The sequence below is a fragment of the Scytonema millei VB511283 genome (assembly GCF_000817735.3).
Classification (GTDB): Bacteria; Cyanobacteriota; Cyanobacteriia; order Cyanobacteriales; family Chroococcidiopsidaceae; genus Chroococcidiopsis; species Chroococcidiopsis millei_B.
Window position 1 is genome coordinate 898689 of the sequence record NZ_JTJC03000001.1, and the last position, 20407, is coordinate 919095.

Here is a 20407-nt window from a genome sequence, read left to right on the forward strand (position 1 = left end):
TTTTGCATAGTAAAAATGATTTAATGATTTTCCCATTGGAGGTAGTATCTTGCCAAAGTTTTTAAAAGAAGATCCTCCAACTAAAGATCCTGACAAATTCTTGCAAGTTGAACATTTACAAACCGATCTGAAAAAACGTTCTATTCGTGGCGGCGCAGTTGTTGTTTTGACCGAAGCATTCAAATTTTGCCTTCAGATGGGATCGATAGTCGTACTGGCAAGATTGCTCTCGCCTGAAGACTACGGTCTAGTTGGTATGGTAAATGTAGTTATGGTATTTCTGGGCTTATTTAAAGATTTCGGTCTTTCTGCCGCAACAATCCAGAAAACTGATATTAACCACAAACAAGTCAGCACTTTATTTTGGATCAACGTGGCGATGGGGTGCATTCTTGCCCTCATAGTCGCTGCATTAGCGCCTGTCGTCGCTTTATTCTATAAGGAACCGCGTTTAACTTGGATTACGGTTGCCTTGGCGAGTGGTTTTATCTTTAGCGGTTTAACTGCTCAGTGCGAGGCTCTGCTATGGAGACAGATGCGCTTTTCTAGCCTTGCTCAAATCCAAATTATTTCGCTAACAGCTGGCTTAGTTACTGCTATCATCTCTGCCTTGTATGGTGCGGGTTATTGGGCATTGGTCTTCATGCAATTAATCACTATATTTGTCAATGCCATTGGAGTATGGGTTATTAGTGACTGGCGACCGGGCTTGCCAATCAGAAATTCTGGCGTTCGCTCAATGTTAGCCTTTGGTGGTAACCTCACTGGTTTCTATTTTGTTGAATATTTCTCGCGTAACTTAGACAATATTTTGATTGGTTACTTTTGGGGTCCACAACAGTTAGGACTTTACTCTAAAGCTTATCAATTGTTATATTTACCAATTCGACAGATTACGACTCCGGTAGGGCACGTAGCTCTCCCAACTCTCAGTCGTTTGCAAAACGAACCCGAGAAGTACAATGCCTACTTGTATAAAACTCTGTTGGCTATGGCTGCGCTTGGAATGCCGATTGTTGCATTTACATTTGCTGCTGCTGATAAGATAGTTCTGGCATTTTTAGGACCGCAATGGTTAGATTCTGTACCGATCTTTCGGTTATTGGCACCAGCTGCTTTAGTCGGGATTCTGTGGACTGGATGGATTTATCAATCATTAGGTAGAACCGCTCGAATGTTCCGCTGGGGAGCGATCGCAGCTATTGTGGATGTAAGTGCCTTTCTCATCGGTATTCACTGGAATGCTATTGGAGTAGCAGCAGCTTTTAGTTTATCTCAAGTGATTCTCCTAGTTCCTGCGTTTGCTTATTGTATTCGAGGGACATCGTTGAAATTAACTGAGTTAGCAATTACTCTTTCTCGACCAGTATTGATTTCAACAGTTGCTGCTGTTGCAATTATTGGCATAGATCGGCTATTGCCAAAGAGTATGAATATAGGACTTAGTTTATTTATCAGTTCTATCTTGTACTGCATACTTTATATAGCAATGTGGATGTTTACTCCTGCTGGTAGAAATACTTTGGTTGAAATGCTGTCCGCAATTAAAGAACTTAAATTTCCCTCTCAATAAACTCGAACGAGCCAGTTTTAGTCCTAGCTTATGACATAGTTTCAGCCTTCAAAATATCAAGAATCATGAGTGCCGAAAAATTTTGATACAGAAAACCAACACCATGAAATTAGCTTACACAACTACGTATAATGCCCAGGACTTAGGCGCAGTTAGTATCAATGAATGGTCAGGTACGGGCTATTACATTGCTCAATCGCTTAAACAACAATCTGTATCTATCGAGTATTTTGGTCCTTTAAAAAATAGTTTCTCGTTGCAAGTTTTACAAAAGAGCAAGCGCCATTACTACGACGCTTTCCAAAAAAGATACATAAAAAATATAGAACCTTTGACAATTCGTAGTTTTGCCAATCAGATTTCTAAAAAACTGTCTGAAACTAGAGTAGATGCTGTGTTTAGTGCGACGATTAATCCAATTGCATATCTTGAGTGCCAGCAGCCAATTGTTTTCTGGGCAGATGCTACATTTGCTAATATCATAGATTTTTACCCCCAATATAGTAATCTCTGCCATGAGTCAGTCGAAAACGGACATCTAATGGAGAGAGCAGCTATTCATAATTCTAAGCTGGCAATTTATTCATCTGAATGGGCAGCTCAAAAGGCTATTGAATTTTACCAAGCCGATCCAGCAAAAGTGAAGGTTGTACCTTTTGGTGCAAACATTGAAAATAGCAAAACCCTTTACGAAATTAAAGATTTAATTGATTCTAGACCCTTAACTCGATGCAAGTTGTTATTTATTGGAGTTGATTGGTTTCGTAAGGGAGGAGACGTTGCACTGAAGGTAGCTTATCAGTTAAATAATCTAGGTTTGAATACAGAACTAACTGTGATTGGTTCTCAACCTGTGGCGGAAGGTTCTTTACCTAGTTTTGTTAAGCCTTTAGGTTTTATTAGTAAATCGACTCGCGAAGGAAAAGAGAGAATTCAGCAACTCATTGGCGAGTCTCACTTTCTAATTTTGCCCTCACTAGCTGATTGTTCGCCAATTGTTTTGTGCGAAGCTAATTCACTAGGTGTACCTTGCTTGTCTACTAAAGTAGGTGGAATTCCGACAATTATTAAAACAGGATTAAATGGTGAGTTGTTTGACAAAGAAGCTGAGGTTTTAGAGTACTGTAAATATATAGTTCATCTATTTACTAACTATAAAGAGTATAAAGCTTTGGCGCTCTCTGCTTTTAACGAATATCAGACACGACTTAATTGGGAGGTGGCTGGGCAGACAGTCAAGCAATTACTGAGAGAGAAAATATTTTAAAATTTGATATTTGAGAAATGAAGATATTTTCTATTAAGTATTATGTTTATGAAAACTGAAATACTAGTTAGCATTATCATTAACAACTATAATTACGATCGCTTTTTAACCGAAGCAGTTGATAGTGCCTTGAGCCAATCTTATCCTCATACAGAAGTTATTGTGGTCGATGATGGTTCGACAGATAATTCCCGTAATATTATTGCTAGTTACGGTAACAAAATTATTCCCATACTGCAAGAAAATGGTAAACAAGCAGCAGCTTTCAATAGTGGGTTTGCCATCAGCAAAGGCGAGATTATTATCTTTCTCGACTCTGACGATTATCTTTTCCCTCACGCCGTCGAACGTATAGCTGCAATCTGGAAACCACAATTAGCTAAAGTCCATTACCGCTTAAATGTAGTCGATACCTTCAGCCAACCTCTCGGATATTCCTGTCCGCAAGGTACATCACTATCTAGTGGCGACGTATGGCGTAATTTACTAGAAGTTGGTGGTTATGCTAGCACGCCTACTAGTGGCAATGCACTCAATCGCAAAGCACTAGAACAAGTCTTTCCAATTCCTGATGAATATAAACTAACAGCTGACGATTACTTATCGATCTCAATTCCTTTTTATGGAGAAGTGGCAGCAATTGAAGAACCTTTGGGTGTTTACCGAATTCATAATAGCAATCAGTGGGCTTTAACTACGGTAACAGGCGATCGCTTTCAGAGATTTGTTCGGCACGATTTACAAAACTATTCTCTTCTATCAGAAAAAGCAAATGGACTGGGATATAAATTACCAAAAGATTTAGAACAAAGAGCTATAGGACGGTTGTGGTCGCGCATTATTTCCTTACGGTTAGATCCTCAAAATCATCCGATTCCCTCAGATCGTTCCCTCTCACTTGTTTATAAGGGAATTCGTTCGCTCTGGAAATATTCTCACTTTAATTGGCAAAAACAAACTATCTATAGTTTCTGGTTTGTCTGGGTGGGATTCATGCCTGTAGCCTTAGCAAAACCGGCTATTACTTGGCTATACGCACCGCATTTTCGCCCTAAAGCGATCGCTTGGATAATTACAAAAATTCAGTCGCGGGTAAGTCCAGCAACAGTTTTCGGTAGCAAACTATAATTTTTAAACATATAAATCGATGAAAATACTAGATGATTTTATTAACAGCAAAAAACAAGAAGGTAAAAATCACTCTCGCCTGCGCGTTCTTTTTGTCAGCCATGCCTATGTCGTAGGCGTAAATCAGGGAAAACTTCAAGCGATCGCGGAAATTGAAGGAATTGATGTTGGCTTACTAGCTCCTACTAATTGGAGAGCATTGGAATGGAATCGACGACTGCAATTAGAGCGACCGTACTCCAAAATTCAGATTTATGGCGCACCCGTATTGTTTGCAGGTCGTGGCGGTGCTTACTTCTACACACCTTGGCGAGTTTGGCAAGTCCTCAATGATTTTCAACCCGATATCGTACAAGTCGAAGCAGAAGTCTTCTCCCTTTGTGCGCTTGAGCTAGCAATTTGGGCGCGACTGACAGGCAAGAAATTGATTATATTCGGTTGGGAAAATATGGATCGCCACCTACCAAAATTACGGCGTTGGGTGCGACAGTTTGTGATGAATACAGCTAGCGCAATCATAGCTGGCAACCATGAAGGAGCCAATTTATTACATCAGTGGGGGTACAATGGAGCGATCGCAATTATGCCCCAAATGGGAGTAGATACTCAATTATTTGCGCCTCAACCAACCGAACGCAATAATCGCACCAATCAAGAGTTCCAGATTGGTTTTCTGGGGCGACTGGTAGCAGGAAAAGGAATAGACATTTTGTTTGCCGCAGTCCGCCAACTGCGGCAACGTGGTTTCAATTGCCGCCTCATTCTCTGCGGCTCTGGTTCTAGTGAAGCAGATCTCCGTCAGGAAGCAGAGAAGCAGCAGATTGCCGATTTCGTGACTTGGAGAGGAGCAGTACGCCATGAAGCAGCACCAATGGCGATCGCTCAATTTGACGTACTTGTACTTCCCTCACGCACGACTCCCACCTGGAAAGAACAGTTCGGTCACGTCTTAATTGAAGCAATGGCAATGGGGGTTCCTGTTATCGGCTCTACCTCTGGCGAAATTCCGCACGCGATCGGGCGATCTGATTTGGTATTTCCAGAAGAAGACGCACATGGACTAGCAGCAATTTTAGAGCGCTTAATTTGCGAACCAAGTTGGCGACAAGAAGTAGAAAGTTACTGTTTGAATAGAGTTCAGCAACACTACTCGCACGAACAAATTGCACGAAGATCGTTTCAACTTTGGCAGACAATTCTGAAGCAGCAAGTAGAGAGTGGAGAAAATTCAATTTGCAAGTCGCAAGTCGCAAGTCGTAATTAAATGAACTCACGACTCACTCGCCACTAACAATTAATACCTGATACCTGATACCTGATAACTGATAGAGGTTGAACAATGCGTGTAGCGATCGCGCGAACAATGGCTGAATTTAGCATTGATGTTTATACAAACGGTCTAATTTCAGGACTTAGAGCTGTCCGTCCAGATTGGGAAATTATTGAATTAGCACCGCGTTCTTTCGATCGCAGTAGTTCGTCTTTTTCGCTCAGGGTGCGGAAGTACTACGAACGTTTCTGGTGCTATCCTCGTAAAGTTAAACAACAAACAGCAGATATTTTTCATATTATCGAACCTTGCGACGCTCATCTTGTCTATTGGTTAAAGCAAACTGGTCAACCCGCGATCGTCACTTGTCACGATCTGATTAACTTTTTCCACCGGGATAATCTTCAAGGTTCCGTACAATTACCGCTCATTAGTAGAAGTGCTTGGCTCTATGCTGTCAAAGGCATGAAATATGCCGATCGCGTGATTGCTGTTTCTCATGCAACTGCTAAAGATACAACCCGAATATTAGATATTGAGCCAGCCCGGATTAGTGTTATTCCTAATGCGGTTGAAGCGATATTCAGACCTTTACCCAAAGTGGAAGTTGAGTCGTTTCGCGATCGACAGGAAATTCGAGCTGAGACATTTTGTCTGTTAAATGTTGGCGTAAATCATCCCCGAAAAAATATTTCTACTATTTTACAAGCAGTAGCTATTTTAGTTCAAAAAGGTTTGCCAATACAATTTTGGAAAGTAGGAGCAGATTTTACCAACGAGCAAAAAGATTTTATTCAAACTCATAACTTAAGTCAATGGATTAAATATTTTGGCAAACCAAAAAAATCTACCCTAATACAGTTATATAATGCTGCTGATGTCCTAGTTGCACCTTCACTACATGAAGGGTTCGGTATCACTATCTTAGAGGCAATGGCTTGCGGTACTCCAGTCATTACTTCAAACATCTCTGCTATGCCTGAAGTCGTTGGTGATGCAGGGATTTTAGTTAATCCGAATAGTGCTACGGAAATTGCAGATGCAGTGATGCATTTGCACAAAGATTCTATTTACTACAAAGAATTGATTGACAAAAGTTTGAATCGAGTCAAATTATTTACCTGGAAAAAAACAGCAGAGCAAGTTGCTCAAGTTTACGAACAATTATTGACAAGGAGAAAATAGCTATGATTGATTCAAATACCAAAAGCTACGAGGAACTTAATCAGGAGCAGGAGTTTCATGAAACTGATACTTTTACCATAGATCGATACAAGCAGTTTTTTCGTCACCTATCTATTCATACTAAAACTGTATTAGATGTTGGCTGCAACACAGGAAGAGGTGGAAAAGTTCTAAAAGAATTAAATAGCGAATTACAGCTCTTCGGCTTAGACTGCCTAAAAAGTAGTTTGAAAAAAATACCTTCTGGAATATACAAACAAAAGATTTGTTCGTACTCGACTGATATAAAAATGGAAAGCTCATCTGTTGATGGAATAGTTGCTGGTGAGTTTATCGAACACTTATATGATGAAGATATAGAGCGAACTCTTCAGGAGTTTTACCGTTTGCTGAAACCAAAAGGTAAATTATTACTCACAACACCAAACCCAAATTATCTACTGTTAAAATTGTCCGGCGGTAGCGTGATAGGAGGTGCTCATGTCTCAGAACATTATTCATTTGAGCTGAAACAGAAATTAAAGCAAATTGGTTTTTTAAAAGTGCAAGTTTTTGGCAGCGGCAAGGTATCTCGTTTACTAAGTGAAAATTTTCCGATTCTGGCACTGTATGGGAGTTACTTAATAACGGCAGAGAAATCATAAATGCAAGCTTAGATGTATAAACGTACGGAATTGTAAGAGTTGGAGAGAGTAGCTAAATGATTGCAATGTCTACAAAAGACTTAGTTAGAAAAGCATTGCCTCCCTCGGCTGTCATTCACTTAATGGCGGCGATGCACTATCGTAAAGGTGAGCCTGAGTTAAAATTTCTGAAATCGCTGGTCGATCGCCAGAAAAATAGTATCGATATTGGGGCAAATAAAGGTATTTACACTTATTTTCTAGCTCGGCTCTCACGTCATGTTTTTGCCTACGAACCCAATCCAGAATTAGCAGAATTTATTACTAAATCGGCTCGCTCAAATACAAGTGTTTACGCGATCGCTCTTTCCGATCGAGAAGGACAAGCAAATCTATCCATACCACTTGTCGATAACTTTTTATACGACCAACTTGGAAGCCTGGAAGCAAAAGCTACTCCTCAAGGGAGTAAAACATATCAAGTTCCATTAAAAAGACTTGACGAACAAGGTCATACAAACGTTGGTTTTATCAAAATTGACGTAGAGGGACATGAAGCAGCCACAATTGACGGAGCTAAAAATTTACTGTTAACTCAACGCCCAAATCTTCTGATTGAAATCGAGCAGAAACATCATCCCGATCGCGATATTTTCGAGATATTCGCTCAAGTTTTGAATTTAGGCTATCAAGGTTTCTTCCTGCTAGATGGTAAGCTGAAGAGTTTGGATGAGTTCTCTCCTAAAGAACACCAAAACATCGAAAATTATGCGGGTTTAGCTTCTTTAGGAAAAACATATATCTGCAATTTTATTTTTCAGCCTTCTCATTGCTAACGTGCAAAAACTTTAACTCCTTTATTTTCAATTCCCGACCATGAAAATTTTAATATCTGCATACTCCTGCGAACCAGGTATGGGTTCCGAACCTGGTGTTGGTTGGAATATTGTTCGAGAGGCTGCCAAGTATCATGAAGTCTGGGTACTCACACGACCGGATGAGAGCCGGGACGCGATCGAGGCAGAACTAGCACGCAACCCTATCCCCAATCTTCACTTCATTTATTTCACCCTCCCCTTTTGGCACGATAGTCGTCGATGGGGACAATCTGGGGGAATACAACTGCATTATTATCTGTGGCAAATTCAAGCCTATTTTGTTGCTCGTCGCCTGCATCAGGAAATTGAGTTTGACCTGAGCCACCACGTTACTTTTGTAAAATACTCCAATCCTTGCTTTCTGTCCCTACTACCAATTCCTCTCGTATGGGGACCAGTGGGGGGTGGAGAGTCTGCACCAATCACTTTCTGGCAAGATTTTAGCTTCAAAGCCAAAATTTATGAAATTATCCGTAGCTTAGTGCGCAAGTTGGGAGAAATAGATCCATTTGTACATCTTACTGTTAAGAACACTACTGTCGTCCGAGCAACAACTCAAGATACAGCCGCGCGACTTTACAAACTGGGTGCAAGACAAGTGCAGATTCTACCTGAATCAGGATTATCTGAGGAAGACATAGCACATCTCGGTCAATATGAAATGTCTGACGAACCAACAGTCAAGTTTATCAGTATCGGTAGACTCCTACACTGGAAAGGCTTTCATTTGGGACTGCGTGCCTTCGCTCAGGCAAATCTACCCAATACAGAGTACTGGATTGTTGGAGAAGGACCGGAATGCGATCGCCTGCAAATTTTGGCACAAGATTTAGGCATCGATCGTAAAGTCAAATTTTGGGGCAAATTACCGCGAGAAAAAGCTTTAGACCTCTTAGGAGATTGCCACGTACTAGTTCATCCCAGTCTACACGATTCTGGAGGATGGGTATGCATGGAAGCAATGGCAGCAGGTCGTCCCGTTCTCTGTCTGGATTTAGGAGGACCAGCAATTCAAGTTACAGATGAAACTGGTTTTAAAGTTCCAGCTCTCGAACCATACCAAGCAGTACGGGACTTAGCAGCAAGCATGATTCACTTAGCTCAAGATCCGGAATTGAGAATGAGTATGGGTTTTGCCGGACGAAATCGAGTCAGTAAAAACTATAGCTGGAATATTGTCGGCAAAGATTTGAATCAGTTATATAGGAATGTTTTGTCGCAGACAAACTGATTAATGGTCGATCTGCAACAAACCGATCGATCTTATTCTCAATACACATTTCATAGGGACATCTCGATATGCACATTCTCATTGCTGCCTTACACAGACCTGCAAAACCAACTGGTGTTTGCAGACACGCCGCAAATCTAGCTCAATGCCTAGCGGATACAAAAGAAGTAACTCAAGTGAGTTTGATTGTAGGAACATGGCAAAAGCATTATTTTGAAACATTTTTTAGCTCAAAAAAAATTGATTTAATTGACGTAGATCTTGACAATACTGCATTGGCGAGAAACATGTGGTTTTTGTTTGGTTTACCGAAACTAGCTAATCGTCTCTCGCCTGACTTAGTTTACATGTCATTTCCTTTGCCCTTTCTGCGATCGCTGTTTTCATCTCCTGTAGTTTCTACAATTCACGATCTATATCCTTACGAAAATCCTGAAGTTTTTGGGTATCCAAATGCAATTTTTAACCGTTTGTTTCTGAAACAATGCATCACAAATAGCGACGGTCTTGCTTGCGTATCTAAATCTACTTTGAACAGTTTAAAATCGTATTTCCCAAATCTGCACTCTCGCCAGCTTGTCACTGTGATTTATAACTACGTAAGCTTAGGGCGAGCGCCCGAGCGTTTGTCAAACCAATTACCGATCGACGAGCGCGATTCTTTTTTACTGTGTGTTGCTCAGCATCGCAAAAATAAAAATATCGACATAGCAATTCAAGCATTTTCATTTTTAATTAATAACAAAGATTTAAACAATACAACCAAATTAGTTATTGTTGGTAACAATGGTCCTGAAACCGAAAAACTTCATCAGTTAATCGATCGGCTATCCCTGCAAGAGAGAGTCTTACTACTTGACTCTATTAGAGATAGTGAATTATGTTGGTTATATCAACACTGTAAAATGTTTGTTGCTCCTTCGTCGCAGGAGGGTTTTTGTTTACCTCTAGCAGAAGCTCTCCATTTTTCCTGTAGGATAGTTTGTTCGGATATACCGATATTTAGAGAAATTGGTTCTTCTCGTTGTATTTACTTCGAGCTGCAAGGCGATCCAGCGATCAATCTCTCTCAAGCCATAATTCATGCTTTAGAAAAACCGCTGAACAAAGCATCGAAAGACATTCGTTTTTCTAAATCAGATGTAGCTGCTCGTTATCTAGATTTTTACTCGGCGATCGCGCAAAATAGTCAATCGCAGGTAGGTATCTTACCACAAGTACAATCTAGTTTTGAGAAATTAGGAGACAAACGCCAAGAACGCTCTACATCTAAAGTGAAAAGCTTCAATCGATAACTCTAGATATTTAGCGATGCAGGGAGATGAATAGATGCCACCTTTGCCTCAAAACATGGATTTAGCAATCGGCACTACAACCGTAACAAAAAAGAAGCGAATTATTAAGAGTTCGTTTCTCATATTTTTTGCCTTTGCTACTGCTTTTTACTCTCGAATTTTCTGTACCTTAACTCGCGCTCCTTCAGTTCTTAATTTTTTGCACTTTGCCACAGTTGGATTTGCTGTTGTCGTGGCATTAGTGTCTAGCCGCAGTCGCGATCGCAAGCAAATCGCGATCGTCAGAGCGCTTTTAATCGGCATTCTCACTCTATTCGGATCTATGCTCGTCAGCGCTCTCGTTAATAATGCAGGGTTAGTCAATGTCATTTTTAATTTTTTAATTCTTGGCGAACCTTTCATATTTTTGTTGGCAATGGTTGCCATACCTGTATCATCAGCAACCCTGCAACAATGGAAAAAATGGTTTGTCATCTCTGCCTGCATTAATCTAGTTTTAGCCATTGCTCAGAAGTTTCTCTTAAGTGCGGGGCTTCTAGCTGCGGTTGCTGACTCCTCTTTACGCAGTGTCGATCGAGGACAACAAGATGCTACAGATGGGGTTCAAGGAGTCTTTTTTATGACAGGGGCTGGTGCTTACGTGTCAGCCGCAGTGTCAGTTAGCTTTGCTTTATATATTTTTTTCTATGTCAAATCTTTACCATTGTGGCTGAGATTGTTAGGGTTGGTTGGCGCAGTTTATCAGATATTACTTTCTGACACAAAACAGGTAGTGTTAACTTCAGTATTAGCATGGATGCTGTTAGGTCTAAGTCAAACTCAGAATGTGAAAAAGTTTTTGATGTATGCGACCTGTATCATTCTGGCGCTCGCTACTTTTGTCTGGGCTGCATATAATCTAGAAGCTTTTGAAGTGTATAAATATTGGTTTTCCCGCTCGGATGTATATGAGACTTCTGATACTGGCGGACTTGCCGTTAAAATGCAAGGAATTCATATGGTACTCGCCCACTGGCGATCGCCCTTAAATTGGTTATTTGGTCTGGGACCAGGGCATACACTCGGTAGATTAGGCGGGTGGTCAATTAAAGAATATTGGAGCCTATTAAGCCCATTAGGAGCGACAGATCCTCCTTTTTATGACGAGATTTGGAAGTTTATCCGTGGCAATTGGATTGCTATGACCACAACTTTGTACGTTCCTTTATTCAGTTGGGCGGGTATTTGGGGAGATTTAGGTTGGTTTGGACTAGGAACTTATTTGTATCTTGGCTTCATTGTGTGGCGCAACCTTTGTTTAGACGATTTAAGTAGATTTCTCGTACTGACTGTAGCGGTTTATGGTTTTTTTCTAACTCAAATGGAGGAACCAGGTTTTATGCTATCCATCGCTGCTTTAATCGGTTTGCGATGGCATGAGAAAAGGCAACTATCACAGATGACAAGAAAAATTATCTAGCCATTTTTACCGTTGCACTCTAGAGCCAGCTTTCCAAACTTTTGCGTCCCGTTCGTATGCCCCGATATCGGGGGCGCTACCCACGAACCCATCTGTCACCCCAGTAATTGCCATGCCTGCATCGATCGCAGGCGAACCAGATTGCAAAGTGAAATCTGGGAGAGATTTTGAATCTGTTGTTGTAGTTTTGGTGAACTTTGGATCGGTTGACTGGAATAAATTGTGAGACTGTTGGCTGGCAGTTATACTCGTCGAACTCCGAAAAATATTGTTGCGAGCTTCAACAGTGTTATCTGTATATATTGAACCGAGAAACGTATTGTTGAAAATCCGATTGTATCCGCGCGGACTACCTGCGACTAGATAAAAGCTATCTTTGCCCCCTGTAATGTTCCATACAACATTATGGTGAATTGTACTGTTGTAGCTTTCAATATCTAAATAGATGCCTCGCGTTCCCCAAAACGGACTGAATGCTTGAGTATCTCGAATCCAATTGTGATGAATCGCTCCACCTGCAAGATTAACGTAGCAACAGATATAGATTGCTCCCAAGTCGGTACTCAACATGCCAAAGCGAGAGATATCGTTGTAAGCAATATCGATTTTGTTACCATCAAAACCTGCAGTATGCCAATCAAAACTGATGGCATCGCGTCCAGCTGCTTCGATTGTATTGTAAGTAATCCGGTGACCAGTACCATTAATGCGGATTGGGGCGGCGTAAGATGCCATGTAATTGCTGTTAGCAATAATATTATTCGTCACTCTGTGTCCCGTGCCTTCTAACAATACGCCATTGCCAGAACTCCATTCCACGATTGAGTTTTTCAGCGTATGCTTGCTACCCCGCAATTGAATCCCAGTGTCGTGTGCGTGAGATGCAACGATTAAACCATCATCAGAGTTAGGCGCTTGTTCGGACTTCGGTAATGGTGGTAGGGTCATGTGGTGCGATACGTACTTGGCGCGGATGCCGTCCATCACGATACCTTGGCTTGCATCACTGGTAGTCACTGTACTGGCAAAAAGCTTCAAATTACGCAGTACGATATAAGAGCGATCGCCCAGATCGAAAGCAAAATTACGCTGCTTGACCTCTACTGAGTTAGGGTTTGTACCACCTAAAGTCCAAAGATAGAGGGTGCGATCGCTACCATCATAAAACCATTCGCCTTCGCTATCGAGCAGCCCCAGCTTGCCAACTAGATAGAACCAATATCCACCTCGATCCCAAGGGGCAGTCATTTGTGCCGTCAGCTTTCCTGCCGTACCACCTGTTATCGTCCCCGTGCGGGTAACATACCAATCATTCGTCCATACCGTAGCACCAGCCCAACCTTCTGCTAAATTGGGAATTTCAGCGTTTTCTACGATCGCCGCATTACCACCCTGGCTTTTCACGCCACCACCCGCCAGTTTCGGACGCAACGGATCTCTTCCCGTGTTGGGCCACCGCGCTTCCGGCATCATCTCCCCATTGACAAACACTTGATTGGCAAAAAAGCCCGTATCGTTATATCTATTTGTGGGTAAAGACGCATTCGCACGGAAAATAGAACCGCGAAACACCTGCCATCCCTCAACCGGATTCGCACCGGAGATCGTTACGTCCTCTTTGTTGTACGCTGCAAATGTTATCGGTGTCGTCGATGATGTCCCTGAATTTGCGGGGCGAACTGTTTCGCGATAAATTCCAGCTCTTAATAAGCAGGAGTCACCAGGCTGAGCGACATTAGCACACTTTTGCACTGTTTGAAATGGCTGCTCCAGCGTACCGGGATTATTATCTGAACCTGTTGGGGCGACGAAATACTCAAGAGTAATATTCGCAGCATCGAGTGGCGAACTACTGAGTAAATATCCATGCGGATTATGAGAGCGATCCGAGGCAGATATACTGAAGCTGATCAGAATACCAGTGGCAAACAATAAAATTCTAAACTTATTCATGCGATCGCCCGTGAAGCCATAGCTCGGAGTACATTTATGTTGAAATGGCTGAAAGTTAGTGCCATCGTATTCACGGAATACTTGAGTGCTGGATAAATTTTTGATTGTTTTAACTAGGTGGTGCAAATACAAGTACGGGTAAAGAGTGAGGAATTATAAACGAAAAACTTTTCCCTCGATGCTGATTACCCAAGGAGTACCATTCGGTTCGACTGCGATGCCAGTAGCAGCACCAGGGAGTGTCGTCCACTTAGAACCTTGGCGCGAAAGTATTTCAAAACCACCAGCGCCAGCTGGCTTACAGCCTAGTATCCAAGCTGAGCCATTTTCTCCGACTCCGATATCCTTTGCACAACCAGAAATTTGTTGCCAACTGTTGCCACTGCGTTTGTAAATCTGTCCGCTGGAATTGACAATCCAAGGAGTACCATTCGGTTCGACTGCTATGCGTGCAGCAGCGCCTTCAACTTGATTCCATTGTGAGTTTTGCCAAGAAAAAATTTCAAAATCCTTAGCTCCAACTTGCTTGCAACCCAGTACCCAAACAGAGTCATTTCCTACTGCAATATCCCTCGCACAACCTGCAACTTGTTCCCATTGATTATTACCTTTACCTCTATAGATTTGTCCGCTGGAGTTAGTTATCCAAGGAGTACCATTTGGTTCGACTGCTATGTCGCTACCAAAACCTGTCATCATATCCCACTTAGAACCGTTCCAGGTAAACAAGTAAAAATCACCAGCATCATTTGCTTTACCGCAACCTACCATCCACGCAGAAGTATTATTGCCAACTCCAAGATCTTTTGCGCACACCCCAGGAAACTGCTTCTGTACCGATGTTGCTCGATCTGCGCATTGGGTAGTTACGGATGCTAAACATGACAAAACAATGATTTTAAAAATCGTTCGTCCCAGTTGAAAACGCATAGATGGTTAATTGAATTATATGATTTGTATGGTGGAAAAATTTGCTATTTCGATCGCATCTTTATATATCTATCATCAGATACTTGTCCTTGCAGAAGAAAAAAAATAAGAGATATTTTATAATCGATTCCTAGTCGAGTGTTGCGATCGCCATAGCTACGATCGCAGTTGTTACAGATAAGATCGAGAGAGAAAAGCGCGATCGCACTCAACTGAGACTCAAAATGGCAAATCTGCGGCAATCAAACTCTAAAATTAATCAATTTCAGGCGATCGGCAAAAAAATAACGCGCGTCTTGCGGATTAGCGCCACCTTACTCACCTCATATTACGCTTATATGTTGGAATATCGGGCAGAGCTATTTTTATGGGCTTTGTCTGGTAGCCTACCGCTGATCTTAATGGGGGTATGGACGCAAGCAGCTCAAAGCGGACAATTCGGCTTATCGCCTATAGACTTTGCGCGTTATTTCCTCACGGTATTTCTGATCCGACAGTTTACTGTGGTGTGGGTCATTTGGGAATTTGAGAAAGAAGTCGTCGAAGGACGGCTATCTCCTCGCTTGCTTCAACCTTTAGATCCAGTATGGCATCATGTATTTTCTCATATTTCTGAAAGATTTGCTCGCTTACCATTTGCGATCGCCCTTGTCGGTTTGTTTTTCTTCCTCTATCCGCAAGCCTTTTGGATACCGAGTTTGGGTAGTTCGATCTTATTTATAATTGCCGTTCTGCTGGCTTTTACTCTGCGGTTTCTGATCCAATATACTTTTGCTTTGTTTGCTTTTTGGACGGAAAGAGCAAATGCAATTGAAAATTTCTGGTTTCTGTTTTACTTGTTTTTCTCGGGTCTAATTGCACCTTTGGAGACGTTTCCGTCAATTGTGCGCGATATCGTTCTATGGACTCCTTTTCCCTATCTGATTCATTTTCCTACGTCTTTAATCGTGGGTTTACCAGAAAATGTAGGGCGGGGTTTTTTAATTACAGTAGGTTGGTGCGCGCTATTTTTCGGCTTAAATCGTTGGCTGTGGCGACGGGGATTAAAGCAGTATTCTGGGATGGGGGCTTAAGAGATGATGTCTCGCAAAGATGCGAAGGCGCAAAGCAATCTTGGCAACTTTGCGTCTTTGCATGAGATGAATTAAAAGACTTGCTTTTCATGCGGAACTACTCGAAGATGTAGGACGGCGATCGCATTTATCCAATTTATGACCGATATCCCTCAACCAGGGCAAATATCACCAAATTTTACTGCTATCAACCAAGATGGTAACTTGGTCAGCTTAGTTGATTTTGCCGGACAATGGCTGGTACTTTACTTTTACCCTAAAGATGATACGCCTGGATGTACGACGGAAGCAAAGGACTTTAGCGATTATACGCAGGAGTTTAGCAACCTGGGGGCGAAGGTTGTCGGCGTGAGTGTCGATTCTCAACAGTCTCACTGTAAGTTCATTGCCAAACATAATTTGTCAATTATACTTCTGAGCGACCCCGAACATCAGGTTGCTGAAGCCTATGGAGCGTGGCGATTGAAAAAGTTTATGGGTAGGGAGTATATGGGTGTCGAACGTTCTACTTTTGCGATCGCACCTGATGGAACTATCGCTCATACTTGGGCAAAAGTCAAAGCCAAAGGTCACGCGATCGCCGTTCTCAATCGTTTGCGAGAATTAACGATGTAAGAGAACGCACACTCATTCCAATTAAGATATGTTAAGCTTGGCTCGAACCCTCAGCCTTCCCGGACGATGACCATGCTAGCAGCGATTCTTTACGATCTCGATGGCACAATTGTCAATACCGATCCGCTACACTTCCGTGTATGGCAAGCACTTTTGCAAGAGCATGGTATAGAGATCGATGAAGAGTTCTATAAAAATCGCATGAGTGGCAGGCTGAATCCATTTATCGTGCAAGAATTGTTTCCAGAATTCTCTTCAGAAGAGGTGATAAAATTTAGCGATCGCAAAGAAGCAGAGTTTCGGGAACTAGCGGCAGAATTGAAACCAATACCAGGACTACTAGAAGTGATTGCTTGGGCTGATGAAAGGGGAATCAAACAAGCCGTAGTCACAAATGCTCCTTCAGAAAACGCTAAGCACATGTTGAGCGTTTTGAACTTAGAACACAGATTCGAGCGAGTGTTTGTCTCGCAAGAAATCGGCATGGCAAAACCCGATCCTGGTCCTTATCTCTACGCACTGGCTTATTTTGGCTTCAATGCTCAACAAGCGCTTGTATTTGAAGATTCTCCCTCGGGAATTCGTGCAGCTGTGGGTGCAGGAATACCCACAGTAGGCATCACCTCTTCCCAAACAGCAGACGAGCTTGACGATCTAGGCGCAATGCTAGCTATTCCTGATTTTACCGACTCCCAACTTTGGGGACTATTAGGCAGCAGATAATACAAATAACTATCTTTGTGTAATAAGTTGTTTCACATGTAATTTGCCTGCAAATAGCAGCCAAAAGCCTGAATAGAAATACATTTTCCCCTTTCTACTTTTAACTTTTAACTTTTGACTTGCTTGACAGGGACTTGCTCGAATCGGCTTGCTGGTAGTAATATGCTTGACTGTATTTCTACATCCGAACAACTCAAGCATCTTTACATTTGTCTTTCAGAACGACCAAACGACCGTAGCAATCGATCGCAGCTTGTTGTTAGTTACAATCTACAACTATGTCAAAGATGAATCAGTATTGGTCTCGCCGTCATGCACTGTGGATGATGGCAGGGACGGCGGGAAGTTTCGTTTTACATGAGGGTTTATCTGGGAGTGACACGGTGGCTCAAACATCCTCTCCAAAAACCGTCTCAGCCACGATTGGCATTCTGAACTGGATTGGATTAACACCACTACATATCGCACTCGAAAAAGGTTTTTTTAAACAAGCAGGTCTTGACTTGCAGCCAAAAATCTTCGGCTCTAACCCCGATTCTAACGCTGCTTTTATCGCTGGACGGCTTGATGCTCTCGCTCCCGTAACTTCAGAAGCAATTTTGATTGCGAGTAAAGGCAAAGACTTTCGAGTGGTTTTAGTTGAAGATATTTCGGTAGGTGGGGATGGAATTTTGGCGCGAAACAGCGTCACAGACATCAAGGCATTTAAAGGTAAAAAAGTGGCAGTGGAAAGAGCCTCTGTCAGCCATTTCTTCCTCTTGCAAGTCCTAGCTGAAGCAGGTTTGAGCGAGAAGGATATTACAATTGTCAGCACAACGCCAGATGCAGCAGCGGCAGCTTATCAAACTGGACAGATTGAGATTGCTGTATCTTACGCACCTTTTTTACAAACAGCAAATCAAGCGCAGAAAGACGGACGAATTATTTACGATTCTGCAAAGATGCCAACTGCAATTAGCGATCTATACGTGTTTGACGCGAAGTTTATTCAAGCTAATCCTCAAGCAGTACAGGCATTTGTTAACGGTATACTTCAGGGGTTAGACTTCCTCAATAAAAACCCAAAAGAAGGGTTAGCGATCGCAGCTAAGCGTTTGGAGACAACACCTGATAGTCTTGCCGCCGATTTGAAAGGAATTAAACTTCCCGATGCTGCTATGAATATCGAAATGTTTACTAACTCGCAAAGCGAGTTTTACATATTAAACTCAATGAAGTCTATGGCTAAATTTTTATCCAGCCAGAACCAGATTGAAAAAGTTCCTGATATGTCAAAGTTTATCGAACCAAAGTTTGTCAAGACAGCACAGAATCCGAATTAAGTCCCAACGCGCACGAGGCGAATTTCTGTCCTTTGATTGCGCGGATCTTGGGGTGAAATTCCAGATAGGGGTTGGCGAAAGCCTTTACCCTCAGCAACGATCTGAAGCTTCAAGCGCGATTTGAGATAATTGGCGACGACTTGCGATCGCTGTTGGCTGAGTTTTTGGTTGAGTGCGGCTAAGCCAGTTCTGGATGTATGACCGATGACGCGCACGGCGACGGTGCGATCGTTGAAATCAGACATTTCTGCTGCTAGGCGATCTAATGTTTGCTTGCCTTCAGGTGTGAGTGTTGCCGAATCGTAGGCGAATTTCACGTTCCCGTTCACCTGCAAGTTGCCAATGTTAGGCGCGGTTGTCAATGAATTTCGATCGAATTTACGAGGGGTAAGTGCTATTTCTTGACCTGCCAGTTTACTAGCTAGTGTTGGGTTATCTGCGCGGATCAAATCGATCAGTGTTTGGGTGTTATTTGCGGCTTGAGTGACGAACTGGGGAGTAAATAGGTTTTTAGGATTGGTAGGAACTTGCTCCATTTTGCCTGCTAGTGTCAAGATTGCAGCTGTAGAGTTGATGCGTTTTTCAAAAGTGCCATCAGTCAGCCAGGATTGAGCTTCAGTTGCGGTAAAAAACTTAATTCCCTGGATGACGGCGATCGCATCTTCTGCTGATAGTTGTCCATCTTGAGCTATTTGTTGTTTCAACCGGGAAGCATCGCGCATGTCAGCATCAACACGGCGATAGTATGCAGCTAAGAAGTCGGAAAGTTTGTCGGGTTGAGATTGGATCAGGCGATTGGAAGCTATAATTACGTCTACGATCGCCCCTTGAGCGTCGCCACTCGATAAAACTACTGTATATCCCTGATTTTGCGCTTGAGTAACGTATGGTTCCCAGACAACAGCTACCGCTACATTTTGTCGCGGATCTTGGATGAGTTTCCACGCATCGGCAGCATCTTCTACTCGCCGGATTTGGAAATCGCTTAACTGAAATTCTTCAAATTTGGCACTCAGTAATAAGGCGAGATACTCGCTCGGACTGTTGCCAGTAAAAGCAATATCTAACAGTTTACCTTGCGATCGCTGCTGTTGAACGAGTTGGGTTAAATCTTGTAGCGATCGCAATTTTGGATATTTTTTGGTATTGAGAATAACTGCATCTCCCCCCATCGTGCGATCGATCAATCCAACGACTTTACCATTAACTTTTTGCAGCAGAAATTCATCGAGCGTCGAAAATGCCAAGTCAGTTTTTCCCTGATTTAACTGCTCGATTTGTTTGGAGAAATGCATTTCATCCATACCGAGTTGATAGCGCCAGTCAATGCCCAATTTTTTCAGTGCTTGTCGCAGTTCTGGACTCCGAAAAGTGCTGTAACCGCTGAAGGAGTTGCCGCTAGCTAGCAATGGCGTATATTCTTGTTTCAAAGTATTTTCCGAGCCAGTGGAAATAGAATTAGTGTTGGTAGCTTTTTGTACAGGCAAGCTACGAGTTTTCCAGACCAAATAGAGTATTCCCGCCAGCGCTAATATTCCAATTAATGGTACAACCGACCAATTCATCGTAAACGATCGAGTAGGAGTTTTTTTATTGCGATTGAGAGGAGCGTGACAATTTTGACAGTGAGTTAAGGCGATCGAATTAATATGACCGCAGTTCTGACAGTTGATAGAATGATATTGTTTTGGAGTAGATTTCATTTTTCATAACAGGAAAATATAGCAATAAAGAATTAAAGCTTAAGGATGAAATTTATGCAATCAATCCTCTAACAATCTTTATTTTTTCCTTTTGATACATATGTTACAAATAATATTTTAAATGTAGCGTTTCCCATGCAGGTGTAATACATGGGTAGGGGCGCACAGCGCCCCTACAG

17 protein-coding genes are annotated in these 20407 nt (G+C 42.2%); 14 read left to right on the forward strand and 3 right to left on the reverse strand.

Translation table 11 applies throughout. The annotated features are described in order from the left end of the window. Nucleotides 1–49 precede the first annotated feature (49 nt). The 10 genes from QH73_RS04065 to QH73_RS04110 all read left to right on the forward strand — a co-directional run bounded on the left by QH73_RS04065 (nt 50) and on the right by QH73_RS04110 (nt 11909). Nucleotides 50–1573 (forward strand): lipopolysaccharide biosynthesis protein, encoded by a 1524-nt coding sequence (locus tag QH73_RS04065; RefSeq protein WP_039715326.1) that lies wholly within the window; start codon nt 50–52, stop codon nt 1571–1573. 103 nt (nt 1574–1676) lie between these two features. Then, nucleotides 1677–2840 carry a glycosyltransferase family 4 protein gene (locus tag QH73_RS04070; RefSeq protein ID WP_039715327.1) on the forward strand — a complete coding sequence of 388 codons (1164 nt, stop codon included), beginning with the start codon at nt 1677–1679 and terminating at the stop codon, nt 2838–2840. A gap of 48 nt (nt 2841–2888) precedes the next feature. After that, nucleotides 2889–3968: a glycosyltransferase gene (locus tag QH73_RS04075; protein WP_039715328.1), complete on the forward strand. Its 1080-nt coding sequence runs from the start codon at nt 2889–2891 to the stop codon at nt 3966–3968. Between the two features lie 19 nt (nt 3969–3987). Further along, nucleotides 3988–5232 (forward strand): glycosyltransferase, encoded by a 1245-nt coding sequence (locus QH73_RS04080; protein ID WP_052290005.1) that lies wholly within the window; start codon nt 3988–3990, stop codon nt 5230–5232. Nucleotides 5233–5307: 75 nt separating this feature from the next. After that, nucleotides 5308–6423 carry a glycosyltransferase family 4 protein gene (locus QH73_RS04085; protein WP_039715329.1) on the forward strand — a complete coding sequence of 372 codons (1116 nt, stop codon included), beginning with the start codon at nt 5308–5310 and terminating at the stop codon, nt 6421–6423. Between the two features lie 2 nt (nt 6424–6425). Next, entirely contained in the window at nt 6426–7067 is a 642-nt protein-coding gene (locus tag QH73_RS04090; RefSeq protein WP_039715330.1) for a class I SAM-dependent methyltransferase, read from the forward strand. Between the two features lie 56 nt (nt 7068–7123). After that, nucleotides 7124–7882: an FkbM family methyltransferase gene (locus QH73_RS04095; protein ID WP_052290006.1), complete on the forward strand. Its 759-nt coding sequence runs from the start codon at nt 7124–7126 to the stop codon at nt 7880–7882. A 40-nt stretch (nt 7883–7922) separates the two neighbouring features. Continuing rightward, the gene (locus tag QH73_RS04100; protein WP_039715331.1) at nt 7923–9155 is read left to right on the forward strand and encodes a glycosyltransferase family 4 protein; all 1233 of its coding nucleotides are present in this window, start codon (nt 7923–7925) and stop codon (nt 9153–9155) included. A 68-nt stretch (nt 9156–9223) separates the two neighbouring features. Continuing rightward, a complete protein-coding gene (locus QH73_RS04105; RefSeq protein ID WP_039715332.1) occupies nt 9224–10450 on the forward strand; it encodes a glycosyltransferase family 4 protein in 1227 nt (408 codons plus the stop codon). Between the two features lie 34 nt (nt 10451–10484). Further along, nucleotides 10485–11909, forward strand: a complete 1425-nt coding sequence (locus QH73_RS04110; protein ID WP_132866597.1) for a hypothetical protein — start codon at nt 10485–10487, stop codon at nt 11907–11909. Nucleotides 11910–11915: 6 nt separating this feature from the next. Here the strand turns inward: QH73_RS04110 and QH73_RS04115 are convergent, their stop codons facing one another. Then, nucleotides 11916–13988 (reverse strand): right-handed parallel beta-helix repeat-containing protein, encoded by a 2073-nt coding sequence (locus QH73_RS04115; RefSeq protein ID WP_132866600.1) that lies wholly within the window; start codon nt 13986–13988, stop codon nt 11916–11918. A gap of 27 nt (nt 13989–14015) precedes the next feature. Then, the gene (locus QH73_RS04120; RefSeq protein ID WP_132866603.1) at nt 14016–14792 is read right to left on the reverse strand and encodes a tectonin domain-containing protein; all 777 of its coding nucleotides are present in this window, start codon (nt 14790–14792) and stop codon (nt 14016–14018) included. Between the two features lie 338 nt (nt 14793–15130). On the opposite strand from QH73_RS04120, the gene QH73_RS04125 reads away from it, so the two are divergent. From QH73_RS04125 to QH73_RS04140, 4 genes are all read left to right on the forward strand, one after another. Then, nucleotides 15131–15865 (forward strand): ABC transporter permease, encoded by a 735-nt coding sequence (locus QH73_RS04125; RefSeq protein ID WP_374189013.1) that lies wholly within the window; start codon nt 15131–15133, stop codon nt 15863–15865. Between the two features lie 138 nt (nt 15866–16003). After that, the gene (gene bcp / locus QH73_RS04130; RefSeq protein ID WP_039715335.1) at nt 16004–16480 is read left to right on the forward strand and encodes a thioredoxin-dependent thiol peroxidase; all 477 of its coding nucleotides are present in this window, start codon (nt 16004–16006) and stop codon (nt 16478–16480) included. 72 nt (nt 16481–16552) lie between these two features. Beyond that, nucleotides 16553–17203 carry an HAD family hydrolase gene (locus tag QH73_RS04135; RefSeq protein WP_039717395.1) on the forward strand — a complete coding sequence of 217 codons (651 nt, stop codon included), beginning with the start codon at nt 16553–16555 and terminating at the stop codon, nt 17201–17203. Between the two features lie 278 nt (nt 17204–17481). After that, the gene (locus QH73_RS04140; RefSeq protein WP_039715336.1) at nt 17482–18525 is read left to right on the forward strand and encodes an ABC transporter substrate-binding protein; all 1044 of its coding nucleotides are present in this window, start codon (nt 17482–17484) and stop codon (nt 18523–18525) included. Here the strand turns inward: QH73_RS04140 and QH73_RS04145 are convergent. Beyond that, nucleotides 18522–20228, reverse strand: a complete 1707-nt coding sequence (locus QH73_RS04145) for an OmpA family protein (RefSeq protein WP_132866606.1) — start codon at nt 20226–20228, stop codon at nt 18522–18524. The two genes, QH73_RS04140 and QH73_RS04145, sit on opposite strands and share 4 nt — an antisense overlap. Between the last annotated feature and the right edge of the window lie 179 nt (nt 20229–20407).

Bases quoted from the DNA above. Each gene is read 5' to 3' on its own strand.
- QH73_RS04095 (WP_052290006.1), top strand. From the start codon at position 7,124: ATGATTGCAATGTCTACAAAAGACTTAGTTAGAAAAGCATTGCCTCCC.
- QH73_RS04125 (WP_374189013.1), top strand. From the start codon at position 15,131: ATGTTGGAATATCGGGCAGAGCTATTTTTATGGGCTTTGTCTGGTAGC.
- QH73_RS04090 (WP_039715330.1), top strand. From the start codon at position 6,426: ATGATTGATTCAAATACCAAAAGCTACGAGGAACTTAATCAGGAGCAG.
- QH73_RS04080 (WP_052290005.1), top strand. From the start codon at position 3,988: ATGAAAATACTAGATGATTTTATTAACAGCAAAAAACAAGAAGGTAAA.
- bcp (WP_039715335.1), top strand. From the start codon at position 16,004: ATGACCGATATCCCTCAACCAGGGCAAATATCACCAAATTTTACTGCT.
- QH73_RS04070 (WP_039715327.1), top strand. From the start codon at position 1,677: ATGAAATTAGCTTACACAACTACGTATAATGCCCAGGACTTAGGCGCA.
- QH73_RS04145 (WP_132866606.1), bottom strand. From the start codon at position 20,228: ATGAAATCTACTCCAAAACAATATCATTCTATCAACTGTCAGAACTGC.
- QH73_RS04110 (WP_132866597.1), top strand. From the start codon at position 10,485: ATGCCACCTTTGCCTCAAAACATGGATTTAGCAATCGGCACTACAACC.
- QH73_RS04105 (WP_039715332.1), top strand. From the start codon at position 9,224: ATGCACATTCTCATTGCTGCCTTACACAGACCTGCAAAACCAACTGGT.
- QH73_RS04075 (WP_039715328.1), top strand. From the start codon at position 2,889: ATGAAAACTGAAATACTAGTTAGCATTATCATTAACAACTATAATTAC.
- QH73_RS04100 (WP_039715331.1), top strand. From the start codon at position 7,923: ATGAAAATTTTAATATCTGCATACTCCTGCGAACCAGGTATGGGTTCC.
- QH73_RS04120 (WP_132866603.1), bottom strand. From the start codon at position 14,792: ATGCGTTTTCAACTGGGACGAACGATTTTTAAAATCATTGTTTTGTCA.
- QH73_RS04085 (WP_039715329.1), top strand. From the start codon at position 5,308: ATGCGTGTAGCGATCGCGCGAACAATGGCTGAATTTAGCATTGATGTT.
- QH73_RS04140 (WP_039715336.1), top strand. From the start codon at position 17,482: ATGTCAAAGATGAATCAGTATTGGTCTCGCCGTCATGCACTGTGGATG.
- QH73_RS04135 (WP_039717395.1), top strand. From the start codon at position 16,553: ATGCTAGCAGCGATTCTTTACGATCTCGATGGCACAATTGTCAATACC.